Raw genomic sequence first — 17,055 nt, 5'->3', positions numbered from 1 at the left:
CTGATCATCGACCTGTTATCTATTCTCCCCATATTCATTCCGTTCCTTTTTCCCCATGCCATCACGCTCATCCGCCTCCTTCGTCTGGTATCAATATTCAAACTGGGACGGTTTACCCGGTACTCTGACTCCCTTATCCAGCTCAGACGGGTATTCGTGCGGAAAAAGGAGATATTTGCCATCATGCTCTTTTTCCTGGTATTTATCATCCTCTTCTCCTCAACTATCATGTATGTTGTCGAGTACCCTGCCCAGCCTGAGGCGTTCTCCAGTATTCCTGCGGCCCTCTGGTGGGCGGTGATGACGGTGACGACCGTCGGATATGGGGATATTATTCCGGTCACTCCACTTGGAAAGTTTATTGCCGGAATTGTCACCATGACCGGGGTTCTTGTCCTGGCCCTTCCCTCTGCCATCATGGCAACCGGATTTATCGAAGAACGGGAACGGCAGAAAACCGTCGAAATGAAGAGAAAAAGTAAGGAGATACCTCCCGTTCTTGTGCATAAACTTGATGAACTCAAAGAGAAGGGGTATATAACGCAGGAAGAGTATGTTCTGTTCTGGTCTCAGTTATCAGGAGATGAAAAGTCAGGATAAACCCGGTTCAACTCCGTGCTTCCAGCTCCTGCTTCTCTTCAAATGGCTTTTCTATTGCAAGCAGCTTCGGACTCATGGGAACTGATGGTTCTTTTTGAAAGATCGTCCCGTTCTCTCTCACATTTTCCATCGCCTGGTTCACGGCATTATTAACGGCGGTATCAAACCTGTCAGATCGCTTTTCCGCTCCGTGTTCTGCAGTAAGAGGGATGACAATGGTGAAGAGAAGGAGCAGGGCGAAGAATATGATGACAACAATGATTCCGATTATCACCGGTGTAAGCGGATTTCCTCTGGATGAAGGTGGCATCTGTGCCCGTGTAATTGCATCCGGACGAGTCATGAAAGAACATATTCTGTGATACCTTAAATACCCGCCTGAAAGGTCATTACCTTGAAAACCCTACATATATACAATGCAGCGTGTTGTATCGAGCACGACCAAAAAGGAAGGAATATGGCGGTGTGACCCCTGCCGGTGGTATTATTATCCAGATAAGGGCGATCCAACCCAGAACATCCCTCCCGGGACATCCTTTGAAGACCTTCCGTCAACCTGGAGATGCCCAATCTGTAAAGAGCCGAAATCAGCGTTTACCTTTATCAGGTAATTCTCTTTTTATGATGCCGGCTGCCAGGGCCATCTTCCCTCCATCTCGACTACCAGAGCCCAGCTGAGAAATGTCCGGACAAGGACCAGAAGTCCCAGGCCTGCAACCCGTTCAAGTGTCAGGTCAAGTGCCACCGTCCTGATGACATCCGCTGCAACGAGGAGTTCAAGCCCCAGGAGTAACCATTGGCCGAGATATTGTCTGAATCCGGTAAACTTCCGGAGATCATCGGGAGTATGGGAGTCCTGTATAAGAAAATACCTGACCGAACCCCTGATCACCGAACCAAAGATGAGGAGAACCGCAAATATCTCGATTATTCGTGAGATAATGTCGATAAAAAGCAGAATAAAGGTATCCGGTCCCCCAAAGACCCCGTCAATCATATCACCAGTTTTATCGTCCATCAGATTAACCATTGATCCTGTAATCAATGACTATCTCCATCCTCTATGTTGATGATGATACTGATTACCACATCATTGTCTCCAAATTCTTTGAGAGAGAAGCCGATCTTTCTGTCGCGTTCTGTTCTACCGCTCATGCTGCTCTTGAGATCCTTGAGCAGGAGTCATTTGATGTTATTGTCTCTGATTATCAGATGCCGGTGATGGACGGAATTTCACTGCTCAAGGAAGTGAGGAAGAGGCATGAAAGACTTCCTTTTATTCTCTTTACCGGGAGGGGGAGGGAAGAGGTGGTCATTGAGGCGATCAATAACGGGGCGGATTATTATCTGCAAAAGGGTGGGGATCCTGTCAGCCAGTTCACCGATCTGATTCACAAGATACGATCTCTGTATGAGAAGAACGCGGTAGAAAATCTGGCACGGGAGAATGAACGACGGTTCCGAAAGACCCTTGACCGGATCCATATGGTGGCTTTTCACCTGGATGAAGACGGGATTGTCCAGTACTGCAATGATTACCTGCTCTCCCTGACCGGCTGGACAAGGGATGAATTTCTCCACCAGAACTTCTTTGAGGTAGCGGTACCTCCTGACCTTCGTGAAATGAAAAAACGCCTGTATAAGGAGGCTGTTTCAAAGGAATCCATCTCCCAGCATGAAGAGATGAAGATCCTCCTCCGGTCAGGGGAGATCCGTGACCTTGATATCATCAATACTGACCTGCGTGATGAGAAGGGACGGTTCCTTGGGTACATGTGTATCGGTGAAGATGTTACCGAGAAGAAGAGGGCGCGAAATGAGGCTCTTTCCTGGAAGAAGCGGTATGAGAAGTTAACTGCCAGGACCGGGCAGATTGCGTATGAATATGACATTGATAATGATATCCTTCTTCTGGATGAGAGTGCCAGCCATGTCATCGGGTATACTCCAGATGAGCTCAGGAATGGAAAGGAACTCTGGCTGAACATTATCCATCCGGATGATTACCAGAATGTCTTTGATACTTTCCTCTGGGCAGTTACAGAATCAGAGGAATTTGATCTCTCATACCGGATCAGGCATAAAAACGGCAGGTATATCTGGATTCAGATCCGTGGGTTCTTTGACCCTGCCCCTGATACGCGATCGAAGATCATAGGGATTATTACTGATATTACCAGGGAAAAGGAAGCTGAGATAGCGCTTTTAAAAAGCGAGGAGAAATTTAAACTATACCTTGAAAAAGCTCCGCATCTTGTTTTTATTCTTGACCGGGACGGGTATATTTCCTATACAAACCCGGCCGGAGAGCAATTGACCGGATACACATCTGCAGAGATTACTCAGATGAATATATTTGATTTCATATTACCTGAAGATCTGGAAGAAACACAGGTAATTTTTCATAAACTTCTTGAAAGAGGGTATGCTCATAAAAAACTGACTTTGGTAGGGAAAAACCAGAATCATATACATGTTGATGCAGATGCGATATTACTTGAAGGCGGAGAGATTCTCGGGTTTTGTCAGGATATTACTGATAATGTGGTTAATGAGAAGAAGATTGCTGAAATATCCAGAAAACTCCGGCTTCTTCAGTCAATAACCCGTCATGATGTGATGAATGTGGTAACATCCATCAGGGGATACATGTATCTGCTCAATGATTTTGAAGACCCTGCTGAGAAAGAACGTATTTCAACTACCGTTGTCGGGCTTTTAAAAAGGATTGAGAATCTGATTCATTTTTCACGGGAATATGAGCAGATAGGGGTCCATTCTCCAACCTGGCAAAATGTTGCCGATCTTATCGAGCACATTCATGCATCCGGTATCCCGGTCAGGTGTGCGATCCCAAAGGATCTGTCGTTGTATGCAGATCCCATGCTGGATCATGTCTTTGCCAATCTTTATCATAACTCGGTCAATCATGGGGGCGAGGTGACCGAGATATCCTGCTTTATGGAAACCGACGAGCAGGGAATCAGGATCATATGGGAGGATAACGGGACCGGGATTCCTTTGGAGGAAAAAGATCGGATATTCATCCTGGGGTACGGAAAGAATTCAGGATTTGGTCTCTACTTCATTTCAGAGGTCCTGGCAATGACCGGGATTCGCATCACCGAGACCGGTGAGTATGGGAAAGGGGCACGGTTTGAGATCTCTGTGCCGAGAGCGATGTATCGGTTTGAATCTGAATAATAAGTGCGAAATTGTGTCTTGGATGCTGAATCTGTCTATTAATACTACCTATGAGCAGACCGATGGGGTTATCTTCCTGGAACCACTACTCCGATAGGCAGTTGTCCTGATTCTTATGATTAGTGTAAATACCTATGCCCTGCCCGTTGTGCTTGATATGATGCGCAACGCAGAGATTTTGGGCATCAAAGTTCACAGCCTAGAGAACGGCGCTACTGTGATTGACTGTGGTGTAATGGAAAACGGGTGCCATGAAGCCGGACTGCAATTCCTGAAAGTCTGTGCCGGGGGATTAATCGAGCCTGCCATTGTCCACCAGCCAATTGCAGGACAGATTTTTCCTTTTGTCCACCTGACGGTTAAGCATCCGATCATCGCCTGCCTTGGTTCTCAGAAGGCTGGATGGGTCATTAAAAGAAACCGTTTCTTTGCAATGGGGTCAGGACCGGCGCGTGCACTTGCATTAAAGCCGAAAGGAACCTACCAGGCGATTCAGTATCATGACACGTCGGATATCGCCATTATTGCCCTTGAGGCTGGTGTGCTTCCGGATGCAGAAATCTGTGAATATATAGCAGACAAGTGCGGGGTAAAACCATCCAACCTCTATGCCCTTGTTGCTTCCACCAGAAGTATTGTCGGTTCAATTCAGATATCAGGCCGGATCGTCACCATGGCCATGCACAAGCTTGAGGATATGGGCTATGATCTCTCCAATATCGTTAATGCAGCAGGAAGGTCCCCGGTTGCTCCGGTGAAACGGACGTTTGAACAGGCTATGGGAGTGACCAATGATTGTAATATCTATTATGGATCGGTCATCATCTCCACACGGCTCTACTCAGATGCGTTCTCAAGGATAACGTCTGACAATTCAGAGATGTACGGGCGTCCCTTTTATGAACTTTTCAGAAATGCAAATTACGATTTTGTCAATATTGGTTCATATCTTGGATTTTCACCGGCAGAACTGACAGTAAATGACTGTACCACCGGAAAAATCTATCATTATGGCAGATTAAACGAGGAAGTTCTCCTCGAATCCTTTCAGGCGACGTACGAGCGGGTCTAAACCGGCCTCTCCTCTTCCTTGTATCGCTTCTTCGCCATATCCACGTAACTCGTCATCTGCACGGCACCAACGATGCAGGCTTTGGCACATTTGCCACATCCGATGCAGGTGTCAGGGTTCGTTACCCATGCCTTGGGAACTTTCTGATTCTCGTTATCGAGGAGTTCGATTGAACTGGTCGGGCATACCGAAATACAGTCTCCACACCCTTCACAGGCAAAGGGTTCAAACCAGGGAAATTTTTTCGGGGTTTTCCCGGTGTCTTCTTCTCCCATTTCGGGGAAATGTTGAAAAAAGATGTTTTTAAATCTGTCTATTTACCCGGAATATCGGTCCAGCGGGCTTTCTCCCAGGCATCAACCGCATCAGGAGCCATTATATCCAGCCGTTGCCCGGCTTCTGCTCCGGGCTTTGTGCAGTAGAGTTCGGTAAGGTCAACTATCAGGACTGCATCGGTTGCAATACCTGTTGCCAATTCCCTGATAGTGTCAAACTCAGTGCCGGATCTGAGCACTTTCCCTTTTCCCTTGAACTGGTATGCCGCACGGATACCTCCCTGCTTTGAGACCCCGATTGCCACCCAGGGATTTTGTGAAAGGGCAGCCTCAATGACGCCGATCTCACCCTTTTCCATTGCAAAGGAGATCTGGTCCGGCTTTGTGACTTTTGCAAATCGTGATACGGTCACCCATGGCACGCCTTCCGGCGTTGCGACACACAGGTGGCATCCCATCAGTTCAATCCATCCTTTCATACGCTCAGTCAGAACAATTGCCATCCTTTTCACCTCACTGGATCCGCTCACCGGTTTTTCCTTTCTCAATTGAATAAATCTCCTCTACATGGAGAACGACAACCCCCCGTTGGGCCGGTTTTGGAAATACAATGTCAGGCGGAACCTCTTTGGGTGGTTCAAGGGTGGCCCAGTCTCCCCACTTGTCCAGGATCTCTTTTGCTGTTACCCCGTACCAGTTAAAATCCGGGGGAAAACCGTATTCGATGTCAATTGCTTTTCCTTTAAAGACCCAGTCTCTTCCGGAATCAAGCGGATGGCAGATAGCAATACAGCACTCCGGGTTCTCCTTCAGGTTCATCTTGGTCTTCAGGAGGAACATATCGGATATCAGGATCTTGTCATCACCATGGGTTGCCACAAACCTCATGGCTGCGATGTTCGGTTTCCCATCAAGACTGCTCGTCGCCATATGGATAAGGCTTCCACCTTTTCCCGGGACCCTCAGGGCATCTTTCATCTCACTGGTAAACGTGACCATATGAAAATCCTCCGTCTCAGTATCTCATGATACTATGCATATGAAAAATAATAGTTACCGGTTTTATTCTCTCTACTTCACGGGGTACCCAAAAGCAGCAGTACCGGCTTTGCCCAAATCCTCGTGAAGTGCCATCTTTACGAGCTGGGTGATATAATAGGGTGTCAGGTTCATCTCTTTGCAGGTCATCCGCATAACCGAGACACAGGCCGGGCAGATGAAACAGTACCCTTCAGCACCGGCATCAATGGCATCCTGTATGTTCATCTGCTGGAACTTCATCGCCCGGTCATGCTGGGTATGAAAGATACTGCAACAACAGCACAGCCGGTTACTCCCGGTATATTTTCTCTTTTCCTCAACACAGGTAACTCCGATGAGTTTCAAAATCTCCTCAAGCCAGTCTTTCCAGATTTCACTTCCCTTCGCGGCATACCGGGTAGTACATCCTCCCTGGTAGGCCATCTTCATGTTGAGCGTGGTAATTTTGTCTTTATTATCCACCAGCCAGTTCCTGATGTACTCGAGGATATGCACCGGTCTGAATGGAACCTCGATACGCTGCTGCATCGCGACCGTGGTCAGCACATTATAGCAGGCATCGTGGGTAAATACGATCTCAGATACTCCGTATTCCTTCGCAGCATCAGCAAGGTTTTTGACCAGGGTCGGGAGGAATTCATATGGCCGGGATCCGCGTCCAAGATGAGTCTCGGTAAACCCGCAACAGTAATCCCCTCCGCCGATGAGAGTGGCCTCATCAAACATCATGCCGGTCAAAAACTCCTGCTGGGGAACCACCTCATATATTCCACAGAGTGATATGAGTGCCCCGCCGGGTTTTCCTGGCCTGACCATCTTTGGTTTTACCAGCCAGTCTGATGCAGGTTTTGCATCTTTTGGAATACCCAGCACCTGGGTCTGTTCCTGTCGCCAGAGGATCAGGTCCCAGGGGTTTGCACCGAGCGGACAGTACTCATTGCATGCGGCACAGGTGATACACTCTTTGAGTATCGGGGCCATATCACCTTTGATAAGGGAACTGATCTGGTTTTTTGCCTCTTTCTCATCATACGAGACATAGGGGCACTTTGTCAGACATTCACCTTTGCACCGGGAGAAATCACACTTGGAAGCATCAAAGCCCATATGTGTGAATTGTTGTCTGGAAAGAAAAGTACTGTTCTTTGGTCCAGGTTACAAACCCGAATTATTGATATGGGTTGGTGAGTAATTTTCCTTGAGTTTTATGGACCCCTCCCCTGATCAGAAAACCGGCAATTTATCCCCTTATGAGAAAAATCCCTCTGCGCTGTTCTCTTCAGTGCAGGTGCCACTTCTGATTCTTTCAGGGGAGACAATTTCTGATATAAATCCCGCTGCAATGTCACTGCTTGTCACCGATACCCTGAATAATATTCAAATCTCATCATTTTTTCCTGATAAGCAGCCGGATGGTTCTCCTTCCAGCCAACAGATTTCAGAGATCATAAGGAAGGCACTGAATGGATATCATCAGAGTGCTGTTCTTTTTATGCAGAAAGGAGACGGAGCGGTATTCCCCGCTGAGCTGAGAATCTCTCCGTATGGGGATGAACGGGTATTTTGTGTATGCGCGATTCGCGACTGCTCACAAGAGTTTGAAGAGAAGAAGCGGGCAGATACTCTTGCACAAAAGTTAAATCAGAAGACGGTATGGTATGAAGCCATCCTCGATGCCATTCCCTTCCCCATATCAGTTACCGATCCTGATATGATCTGGACCTATGTCAATTCAGCCGTTGAGAAGTTTAAAAAGACGTCACGGGTGAAACTTGTTGGTAAAAAGTGCGGGAATGTGGCAGGCATTGAAAAACTTCGCCGTGGAATCTCTGAAACGTATTTTGAAGATCATGGTCAACATTTTAAGATTGATGTGGCATATCTTCGCGATAAGCAGGACAATCCCATCGGACATGTTGAGGTAGTTCAGAACATATCAAAGATTGTCGAACTACAGAAAAGGGCTGAAAGAATAGTCAAAGAAAACCCCATCCCGATGATAATAATCGATACTCAGTACCGGGTTGTTCAGACAAATGATGCGTTTCTCAGTTTAAGTGGTTATACCGAAAAGGAGCTAGAGTCATTTAGTTTCAGGAATTTTTCTGAAGTCAGTCCATGCACACTGAATCTCATAGAGGTCTTCAAAAACCAGAAAAACCGATCAGGTGAGGCTATATACCGGTTCCCATCCGGAGATCGGGAAGTTGCGCTGTTTGCTATTCCTCTTGTGGATGAGGAGGGAAATACGGGAGATGTCCTTATTTGTCTTGTGGATATGACCCAGGAGCGGAATGCTGACCGGATGCTCAAGAGAAGTATTCAGGATCTCGCTGAAGCTCTTGCCAAAATTGCAAAGAAGGACCTGACTATCTCAGTCTCGTGTGATGATTCAGATCCGCTCTGCGAAGTAAAGACTGACCTTGACGAGGCGGTGTCACGAATCAGGAGAACATTGACAGAGATCGTAAACCAGGTCAATATTCTTGAATCATCGATGGAGACCATCGGAAATGAGACGATCCAGGTGGCAAAGGGTGCGGAACAGGTAGCTGGCACTGCAGACAGTACTGCGGTGAAGATGAAGGAACAGGTCGATGCAATATCTGAACTCTTAAAAAGTATAGAGGGTCTTTCTGCCTCATTTGAAGAGATTGCAAGTACTTCACAGGAGGTAATGAACCTTGCAGATACTGCGGCAGGGTCTGGTCAGTCGGCTCTTGTCCAGGGGAATGAAGCCTCCAAAAAGATGGAGTCAGTAGAACTCATCTCCCGGAAAGCGGTTGAGGAGATCGGAGATTTGAATGCGAAGATTGCGGACATCTCAAAAGTTGTCAGGGTCATTGCTGACATTGCAAACCAGACGAACCTCCTTGCCCTGAATGCGGCGATTGAAGCTGCCCGTGCAGGTGAAGCAGGAAGGGGATTTGCGGTCGTGGCAGGAGAAGTGAAAAACCTTGCCGGTGAGTCAAGGCGTGCAACCGAACATATCGAACAGGTCATATCAGAGATAATATCCCAGAGTCAGAAGACGTCCGGCCTGATGCAGAATGTGTTTGAGGAGATTATCACCGGTATTGGAAGTGTCAGGCAGACGGTTGATGCCCTTGAACAGATAGTCGGTTATATCGGAAATGCCGCGACCGGTATTGGTGAGATTACACGTGCCAATGAGAACCAGCTGGTGGAGATTGAACGGATAAGTGGCGGAATTAATGTTATCAGTGGCATCGCACAGGAAAATGAGCATAAGATGTCCGGCCTTGCATCAATCGCCGTAGAGACTAGTGTGTCACTGGAGAAAGTCATGGCAGAGTCATCTGAAGTCAGGGACCGATCAGTCAGATTAAAAGAGGATCTTGCAGAATTCAGGCTTTGATACGTTTTCATCTCTTAACCGGTGAACTTTAATATGAAAATCTCCGAGTAATATCGCATGGAACCAGAAGTCCTCACAAAAGGCAGTCTCCTTGCCCGTGGTATCTTTGCGGTGATCATCGGAATTCTCTGTTTTACCTTACCGCTTGCGATGGAAGCGGTCATCGCCTATATCGTCGGTATATTCCTTCTTATCATCTCCCTGATGACCGGTGGAATAAGTCTCTCCTCAAACCAGCCAGGACGATGGCCGATTCTCATTCTTGCAGTCATCGGTGTGATCATTGCGATTCTGACGTTCATATCTCCGTTCTCGATGGTTGTTGCGATCACCATTCTCATTGCAGCATGGGCGATCATCACCGGTATTACTGAGTTATTCATAGCGTTTTCATTCAAAGAACTCCCATTCCGTGCACTTCTTGGAGTGAATGGGTTTATCGGTGTGCTCTTTGGTATCCTTATCGGCTTAGCCCCGATCCCGACAGCCGGATCGTTGGTTCTTATCATCCTGCTTGGTATCTACTGTCTGGTATTTGGTATCATCAGCATTATCGCCGGTCTGATGATGAAGAAGGGTGAGATGGTCATCACCTACTAAAAAATGGACTGGCAATTTATCTTTGCGCTCTTCTCAGGCATCATCCTCTTTTTGTATGGGATAGAGCAGTTTTCCGGTGAAATACAGCATGTTGCCGGGAGGAGGTTTCGCAATACCCTGCAGCGGTACACCAGGACCCGTTTCCATGGTACCATTCTGGGTGCCCTGGTTACGGCACTTGTTCAGTCAAGCACGGCAACCACGGTGATCACGGTTGGGCTTGTGAATGCCGGGACCCTGTCATTTATCGGATCACTGGGTATTATTTTCGGGGCTAATATCGGTACGACCATAACCGCTCAGCTGGTTGCATTCAAACTGACCGCCTTTGCGCCGGTATTCATCGTCATCGGGTTTCTCATCAGCATCGCCGGGGGCCGGTGGAGGGCATTTGGCAAACCAATCTTCTACTTTGGCCTGGTCTTCTTCAGTCTGAATCTGGTTTCTTCAATTCTTGCACCGTACCAGAATGATCCCATGCTGGTGAGCATTGTTGCCTCACTTGACAATGTCTTTCTGGAGGTTCTTGCCGGGTTTCTTATTACCACCATCTTTCAGTCAAGTTCGGTGGCTGTGGGTCTTATTGTCATCATGGCGATGAATGGTCTTATCACGCCGGCTGAAGGTATACCAATCGTCCTCGGGGCAAACCTTGGTACCCCGACTACAGCACTTCTTGTTGCGTCAAGGATGAATACCGCTGCAAAAAGGACTGCTGTTGCCCAGTTCCTCTTTAATCTGATCGGGGTCCTGCTCTTTATGCCGGTTATGGGACCTTTTTCAACTCTTATCACCGACCTGGGAGGGAGCCCTGCCCAGCAGATTGCAAATGCCCATTTCATCTTTAACGTCATCTGTGCCATCATCTTCCTTGTTCTTCTCGGGCCATTTGCCACTCTTGTACAAAAACTGGTACCCGGAGAGTATGGAGAGGTGGTATTCCGGCCTCGTTACCTGACAAAACCCCTCCCTTCGGATAAAACTCTCTGTTTTAGTCTGATTCAGGAGGAGGTCGGCCATCTGATTCAGAAGAATGCCCGGTTGATTGAGCAGGTATTTTCGATTGAAAAGACCGGAAAGAGAGAGAAGAGTGAGATACACCATCTTCATGAGTACATCCACTATCTCACCGGGGAGATTCATGAAGCCATCAATACCGTCTCCAAAGCGGATCTCTCACAGGAGGATGCCGAAAAGATCGCGGTGCTTATTCGGATCTCTGATCTCAGTCATCAGCTTGCAGACCAGATCTGGTACCTGTGCGAGAAGGTTCATAAAAGCCGTGAAAATCCAGATGTAATATCAGATGAATTTGTTCATGGCTTTACCACCATCACGACACCGGTTCTTGAAAACCTGTCCCTCCTGTCTGAATCATTCCCGTCTTTATTACAAACCACAGATGATACCATGCGGGCAAATGACTCCCTTCTCCGGGATCGGGTAAATCAGCACTATAGCATGCACATCAGGAAGATGGCCGATTCGGACGATGAATCAGGGACTGTGATGTATGGTATTCTCTCTGCAATAGAACAGATCTCAGTGACCATTCGTGAGATTCGCAAGACGGTCCTGCTTATAAAAGAGTGGTAAGGGTTATGAGGTCATTATCCACGATGCTATCCAGTCGCCGACACCGCTGGTCGTGGCTGATCCGCCCATATCCTTTGTTACGACTTTTTCACGGATAGAGGCTTCAATACCCTGCAGGACCTTATCCGCCGCCTCCTTCTCACCGAGGTGTTCAAGGAGCATGGATCCTGCCCAGATGGTCGCGAGGGGATTTGCCACATTCTGCCCCTTGTATTTGGGTGCAGATCCGTGAATGGGTTCAAACATGCTGGTCCCGTCCGGGTTGATGTTTCCGCCTGGAGCAAGTCCGAGGCCCCCTTGGATCATGGCGCCAAGGTCGGTGATGATGTCTCCGAACATATTCGGCGTCACGACGACATCGAACCACTCCGGGTTTTTGACAAACCACATGGTGATGGCATCCACAAAGGTGAACTCATGGGCTGTTCCCGGGTATTTTTCTGCGGTTTCGAGGAAGACATCCCGCCAGAGGCCATACACGTCAGACAGGACATTTGCTTTGTCCACCGATGTGACCTTCTTCTTTCTGCCCTGTGCCAGATCAAAGGCATAGGAGATGACCCGGCTTGCACCTTCACGGGTAATGACCCCTATCTGGTATGCCAGTTCATCTGCATCAGTCTCGACGTCAAGGCCGAATTTTACCGAGTAGATATCCCGTTTCACTTCCAGGGTCTTTGTTTCATGGCCTTTCAGCCGGGATCCGATTCCGACATAAAAGTCCTCGGTATTCTCCCTGACGACAACAAAGTTGATGTCTTCCGGTCTTTTGTGTGCGAGTGGAGTCTCCACTCCGGCAAGCATCCGGATAGGCCGGAGATTGATGTACTGGTCAAAGTAAAACCGGAGATTGAGGAGGATTCCTTTCTCCAGAATTCCTGGTCTGACCCGGTCGTCACCGATGGCACCAAAGTAGATGGCCTTGTACTTCTCCAGTTCTTTGAGGTCTTCCTCGGTCAGGAGTTCCCCGGTTGCAAGATACCGGTCTGCTCCGATGTCAAATCCGGTCCATTCGATATCAAACCCGAACTTCTCTCCTGCTGCTTCAAGAACGGTCTTTCCAGACTCGATGATCTCAGGGCCGATGCCATCTCCGCCGATTACTGCTACTTTATGCACAGGTCTTCACTCCGTATGGTTTTTGCATAGGCAACCAGCCCTCCGGCGTCGATGATACGTCTGAGGAACTCGGGAACCGGCTCAGTGGGTAGTTTCTTCCCAGATACATCAAGGTATCCCTCATCAAGGTGGGGCACGACCTGATCGGTCTCACTGATCTCCGATGCACGGGGGCAGATAACCGGTAAAAGGCCTACATTGATGCTGTTCCGGTAAAAAATCCGGGCAAAGGACTGGGCTATAACCATCTGAATCCCGGCACCGGTCAGGGCGAGGGGGGCATGCTCCCGTGATGACCCACACCCGAAGTTTCTGCCGGCGACGATGATATCCCCCTTCTTTGCCTGCTTTGAGAACTCATCCCTGATACCCTCGAAGGCATGGGTTGCGAGCTCGGCAGGATCATTAATGGTCAGGAACCGTCCGGGGATGATGGCGTCAGTGTCGATGTTATCGCCAAATTTCCAGACCTGCATCATCGCACCTCCCGTGGATCGGTAATTTCTCCCCGGATGGCAGTTGCTGCAGCGGTTGCGGCAGATCCCAGGTAGACCTTTCCTTTTGCCGATCCCTGTCGTCCGCGGAAGTTCCGGTTGGATGTTGAGAAGGATACTTCTCCTGATGCGATAAGACCAAAGGATCCTCCCATGCAGGGACCACAGCAGGGTGCCTCGACCAGGGCTCCGGCCTCGACAAACTGCTCGATGAGTCCTGTCCGCAGAGCTTTCAGGTACTCAGTCTTTGATGCGGGGATGACGAGGACTCTCACATCATCGGAGAACTTTTTGTCCCCGAGGACGAGAGCTGCCTCCTCTAGATCCTCAAATCTCCCGTTCGTGCATGATCCGATGAAGACCTGGTCTACAGGGGTTCCAGCAATCTCGGTTACGTCAACCACCTGGTCAACATTATGCGGGACTGCCACCTGTGGTACAAGGTCAGAGACATCATAGTCACGCCACGAGGCATACACGGCATCAGGATCACTTGCAAGGTTCTCCTCTCTCCAGGTACCGCGGCCTTTTAGGTATTCTTTTGTCACCTGGTCAGGAGGAACAATACCTGCCTTTCCGCCCATCTCAATCGCCATATTACAGCAGGTCATCCGGCCGGCCATGTTCAGTGATTCGATGGTATCGCCGGTGAACTCAACCGCCTTGTAGGTCGCCCCGTCCACCGTGATATCCTTGATGATAGTGAGGATGAGATCCTTTGCCCCGACCCTTTCCTGGAATCTGCCGGTGACATGGGCCCTGATACTCTCCGGGACACGGAAGTAGAGGCACCCGTACCGGAGGGCAAATCCCATATCGGTCGATCCGACGCCGGTTGCAAATGCCCCGACTGCCCCGTACATGCAGGTGTGCGAATCACTGCCGATGACGATATCACCCGGAGAGACCCGGCCTTTCTCCAGAGTTACCTGGTGACAGACCCCTTCCTTGATGTCATAATTATGAATGCCCTGCTCTTTTGCAAAGATACGCATGTTCTTTTGGATTTCTGCAGCATTCAACGAGTCAGCCGGCACCTGGTGGTCAAAAAGCATGATGATCTTTGCCGGATCAAAGACCTTTTCGCCACCCATCTCGTAAAATTTCTCAATAGCAAGCGGGCCGGTGATATCATGGATCATTGCCCCGCTGATGGGGGCCATGACGACCTCGCCTGCCGTTACCTCCTTCCCACACCGGGCGGAGAATATCTTTTCAGTGATTGTTCCTGCCATTCCGGTACACCATATTTAATGCGTTTATCATCGCCTCCGTGGACGCTAAGACCACGTCATCACCTGATGCGGCGGCATCAAACAGCCTGCCTTTCTCATCTTCAACCACCAGCGTGACATGGCCGATTGCATCACTCCCTTCAGATATCGCAGAGATATTAAACTCCTTTAATGTGGCTGGTTTTGGGACCGTCCCGATCAATGCCCTGATTGCAGCATCCACGGCACCATTGCCGGTTCGTGCACATACTTCCTCAACCCCGTTTACCCGTGCCCGCACGGTTGCCGTCGGGATCATGTGGTTGCCGGTCATGATGGCGATATCCACCAGCTCGATATACTTCCCGCCTGCAGAGGTTCCGGTCACGGTCTCGGCAATCTCATACAGATCATGCTCGGTGACCTTCTTCCCCTTTGATGATATCTGCTTGATCCGACTGATAATCTCATCCATCTGGGTATCATCCGGCTGTATGTGAACCTGGCTTAACATCTCGCGGACGGCATGCCTGCCCACGTGTTTGCCCAGCTTCAGCCGCCGCCGGTGTCCGACCATCTCGGGTGTCATAATGCCAGGCTCAAAGGTACTGGCGTTCTCAATGACGCCCTGTGAGTGAATACCACTCTCATGCGAGAAGGCAAATTCTCCTGTTACCGGATAGGTCGGCGGGACCATGATGCCTGAGAACCGTGAGATCATCCGTGATGTCTCGACCAGCCGCTCGGTGGTAATGCCGGTGTCATATCCGAAGATGGACTCTATCACCATCGTGGTGCAGGCTAAATCTGCATTTCCGGCCCGCTCTCCGATTCCGTTCACGGTCACCTGGACCTGATCTGCACCTGCCTCTACGGCTGATATCGTGTTGGCGGTTGCCATACCAAAGTCATTGTGACAGTGGACATCGATAGTCACCGGAATCTTCGGACGTAATGCACGAATCATCTCCTGCATGGAGGTCGGTGTTGCAACGCCTACCGTATCAGGCACATTGATGGCAGTCGCCCCGGCCTCAACCGCTGCGGTGTACACCTCTATCAGTTCGGGAATGCCGGTGCGTGTTGCATCCATGGCTGAAAACAGGACCTTGTCTGCATGATCACGGGCATACCTGACAATGTCACCCGTAATGGCAACCACTTCCTCGTGGCTTTTGCGGATAGTATGGACCCGCTGAACCTCTGAGGTCGGGATAAAGACATGCACCATGTCAACGCCGGCATCGATGCACTGGTCTACATCAGACTGTACAGAACGTGCCAGTCCGCACACGATGGTATTCAGCCCTTCTGCTGCGATGGCCTTTACCGTTGTAAACTCATCGGCTGATGATGCCGGAAAACCCGCCTCGATGACGTGGACCCCGATATCAGATAACTGATGGGCAATCTCTACCTTATCTGAAGGCGTAAATGACACACCCGGCGTCTGTTCCCCGTCACGGAGTGTCGTGTCGAAAACAGTAATTCTTCGTCTGCTCTGCTTATCGCTGGAGAAAGCGACCTGCCGCACCCGAGGGTACGACGTTCCCTGTCCCGGTTACGTTTTGAGACATGATCATACACATGGTTCATCCCTCCTGATTAAGGTTTGGATCTCTGGTGCAATGACTTCCTCTCTTATTGCACCACAACAACTCCGATTTATAAATAAAATATTGGTTCTGGTGCACAATAGTCAATAGTGGAGGGATGGTTTCTCTGGTTCTGATTGACAAAAAAGTGATTTAGTTCTTCCCTGCTGCGATTCCCATCTCGAATGCCTTGAGGTTCAGGTCGATGGTTTTTGGCGGGACTGTTCTTCTGATCGCTTCCTCTAAAGACTCTTTCCGGAGGGGAAGCATGGGTGATGCAGCACCGAGCATCACGATATTTTGTGTCAGGATATTGCCTGCTTCCTCTGCCAATGCCCGTGAATCAATAATTTTTGCCGGCCGGTCACCAAGCATCTCAAGAAGCATCTGTTCGGTTGGTGCCGGAAAGTCCTGCATGAAGACTGAGGTCGGGATTACAAACTCTTTGCTGGTATAGATAGTCCCCTCCGGCTTTAACCAGTGGACTGCCCTGACTGCTTCCATGAGGTCAAAGGAGAGGAGCATATCTGCACTGCCGGGAGCAATCAGTGGCCCAAACTCCTGTCCGATACGGATCTGGCTCTCGACTGATCCTCCCCGCTGGGCCATGCCATGGGTCTCGGCTCCCCTGACCGGAATGCCCTCTATAACACAGGCTTTCCCCAGAATGTTGGAGGTAAGAATTGTCCCCTGACCGCCGATTCCAACAATCATCACATCAAAACTCATTCCTTCACCTCCCTGCCGATGGCACCAACCGGGCATATCTGCACACATACTCCGCAGCCTGAACAGAGATCGGTGATGGATGCAAGACCACCTTTCAGTTCTATTGCCGGGCAACCGAATTTCACACAGGCTTTGCA

Annotated in this window: 19 protein-coding genes; 7 read left to right on the top strand and 12 right to left on the bottom strand. The window is 49.3% G+C overall.

What is annotated here, in order from left to right:
* Positions 1-600 (top strand): ion transporter (locus LDL35_RS04340; protein WP_304019872.1); only part of this gene is annotated, 600 nt, incomplete at its 5' end.
* A gap of 7 nt (positions 601-607) precedes the next feature.
* Here LDL35_RS04340 and LDL35_RS04335 read toward each other — a convergent pair.
* Entirely contained in the window at positions 608-943 is a 336-nt protein-coding gene (locus tag LDL35_RS04335; protein ID WP_304019869.1) for a hypothetical protein, read from the bottom strand.
* A 73-nt stretch (positions 944-1,016) separates the two neighbouring features.
* On the opposite strand from LDL35_RS04335, the gene LDL35_RS04330 reads away from it, so the two are divergent.
* Complete coding sequence (locus tag LDL35_RS04330; RefSeq protein WP_304019868.1) at positions 1,017-1,211, top strand: rubredoxin; 195 nt, start codon at positions 1,017-1,019, stop codon at positions 1,209-1,211.
* A gap of 8 nt (positions 1,212-1,219) precedes the next feature.
* Here the strand turns inward: LDL35_RS04330 and LDL35_RS04325 are convergent, their stop codons facing one another.
* Positions 1,220-1,618 (bottom strand): DUF1622 domain-containing protein, encoded by a 399-nt coding sequence (locus LDL35_RS04325; protein ID WP_304019865.1) that lies wholly within the window; start codon positions 1,616-1,618, stop codon positions 1,220-1,222.
* A 26-nt stretch (positions 1,619-1,644) separates the two neighbouring features.
* On the opposite strand from LDL35_RS04325, the gene LDL35_RS04320 reads away from it, so the two are divergent.
* Both LDL35_RS04320 and mch read left to right on the top strand, forming a co-directional pair.
* Positions 1,645-3,804 (top strand): PAS domain S-box protein, encoded by a 2,160-nt coding sequence (locus tag LDL35_RS04320; RefSeq protein ID WP_304019863.1) that lies wholly within the window; start codon positions 1,645-1,647, stop codon positions 3,802-3,804.
* Between the two features lie 115 nt (positions 3,805-3,919).
* Entirely contained in the window at positions 3,920-4,876 is a 957-nt protein-coding gene (mch, locus tag LDL35_RS04315) for a methenyltetrahydromethanopterin cyclohydrolase (RefSeq protein WP_304019861.1), read from the top strand.
* Here mch and LDL35_RS04310 read toward each other — a convergent pair.
* The 4 genes from LDL35_RS04310 to LDL35_RS04295 all read right to left on the bottom strand — a co-directional run bounded on the left by LDL35_RS04310 (position 4,873) and on the right by LDL35_RS04295 (position 7,299).
* Positions 4,873-5,151, bottom strand: coding sequence for a 4Fe-4S dicluster domain-containing protein (locus tag LDL35_RS04310; RefSeq protein WP_304019860.1), 279 nt, complete (start codon positions 5,149-5,151; stop codon positions 4,873-4,875). The genes mch and LDL35_RS04310 overlap by 4 nt on opposite strands.
* 38 nt (positions 5,152-5,189) lie before the next feature.
* The gene (locus LDL35_RS04305) at positions 5,190-5,654 is read right to left on the bottom strand and encodes a hypothetical protein (RefSeq protein WP_304019858.1); all 465 of its coding nucleotides are present in this window, start codon (positions 5,652-5,654) and stop codon (positions 5,190-5,192) included.
* 10 nt (positions 5,655-5,664) lie between these two features.
* A complete protein-coding gene (locus LDL35_RS04300; RefSeq protein ID WP_304019856.1) occupies positions 5,665-6,150 on the bottom strand; it encodes a pyridoxamine 5'-phosphate oxidase family protein in 486 nt (161 codons plus the stop codon).
* 72 nt (positions 6,151-6,222) lie between these two features.
* Positions 6,223-7,299 (bottom strand): (Fe-S)-binding protein, encoded by a 1,077-nt coding sequence (locus LDL35_RS04295; protein WP_304019855.1) that lies wholly within the window; start codon positions 7,297-7,299, stop codon positions 6,223-6,225.
* 181 nt (positions 7,300-7,480) lie between these two features.
* On the opposite strand from LDL35_RS04295, the gene LDL35_RS04290 reads away from it, so the two are divergent.
* Genes LDL35_RS04290 through LDL35_RS04280 form a run of 3 tightly spaced genes read left to right on the top strand, consistent with a single transcriptional unit; the run spans position 7,481 to position 11,767 of the window.
* Positions 7,481-9,571, top strand: coding sequence for a methyl-accepting chemotaxis protein (locus tag LDL35_RS04290; RefSeq protein ID WP_304019853.1), 2,091 nt, complete (start codon positions 7,481-7,483; stop codon positions 9,569-9,571).
* Positions 9,572-9,628: 57 nt separating this feature from the next.
* Positions 9,629-10,171 carry an HdeD family acid-resistance protein gene (locus tag LDL35_RS04285; RefSeq protein ID WP_304019851.1) on the top strand — a complete coding sequence of 181 codons (543 nt, stop codon included), beginning with the start codon at positions 9,629-9,631 and terminating at the stop codon, positions 10,169-10,171.
* Between the two features lie 3 nt (positions 10,172-10,174).
* Complete coding sequence (locus tag LDL35_RS04280) at positions 10,175-11,767, top strand: Na/Pi cotransporter family protein (RefSeq protein WP_304019849.1); 1,593 nt, start codon at positions 10,175-10,177, stop codon at positions 11,765-11,767.
* 3 nt (positions 11,768-11,770) lie between these two features.
* Here LDL35_RS04280 and LDL35_RS04275 read toward each other — a convergent pair whose 3' ends face one another.
* The 6 genes from LDL35_RS04275 to LDL35_RS04250 form a co-directional block, all read right to left on the bottom strand.
* Positions 11,771-12,886 carry a 3-isopropylmalate dehydrogenase gene (locus tag LDL35_RS04275; RefSeq protein ID WP_304019847.1) on the bottom strand — a complete coding sequence of 372 codons (1,116 nt, stop codon included), beginning with the start codon at positions 12,884-12,886 and terminating at the stop codon, positions 11,771-11,773.
* Positions 12,874-13,362 (bottom strand): 3-isopropylmalate dehydratase small subunit, encoded by a 489-nt coding sequence (locus tag LDL35_RS04270; RefSeq protein ID WP_304019876.1) that lies wholly within the window; start codon positions 13,360-13,362, stop codon positions 12,874-12,876. The genes LDL35_RS04275 and LDL35_RS04270 overlap by 13 nt, the downstream gene beginning before the upstream one ends.
* A complete protein-coding gene (locus tag LDL35_RS04265) occupies positions 13,362-14,615 on the bottom strand; it encodes a 3-isopropylmalate dehydratase large subunit (RefSeq protein WP_304019845.1) in 1,254 nt (417 codons plus the stop codon). Before LDL35_RS04265 ends, LDL35_RS04270 begins: the two co-directional genes overlap by 1 nt.
* Positions 14,596-16,128, bottom strand: coding sequence for a 2-isopropylmalate synthase (locus LDL35_RS04260; RefSeq protein WP_304019842.1), 1,533 nt, complete (start codon positions 16,126-16,128; stop codon positions 14,596-14,598). The genes LDL35_RS04265 and LDL35_RS04260 overlap by 20 nt, the downstream gene beginning before the upstream one ends.
* Before the next feature lie 214 nt (positions 16,129-16,342).
* On the bottom strand, positions 16,343-16,918 hold the full coding sequence (locus LDL35_RS04255; RefSeq protein ID WP_304019839.1) for an indolepyruvate oxidoreductase subunit beta: 576 nt from the start codon (positions 16,916-16,918) through the stop codon (positions 16,343-16,345).
* The coding region (locus LDL35_RS04250; RefSeq protein ID WP_304019873.1) for a 4Fe-4S binding protein at positions 16,915-17,055 on the bottom strand (141 nt) is incomplete at its 5' end. The genes LDL35_RS04255 and LDL35_RS04250, both read right to left, overlap by 4 nt.

Source organism: Methanospirillum hungatei (assembly GCF_020216685.1).
In the GTDB taxonomy this organism is placed as follows: Archaea; Halobacteriota; Methanomicrobia; order Methanomicrobiales; family Methanospirillaceae; genus Methanospirillum; species Methanospirillum hungatei_B.
This window is presented reverse-complemented; position numbering and strand designations above follow the sequence as displayed.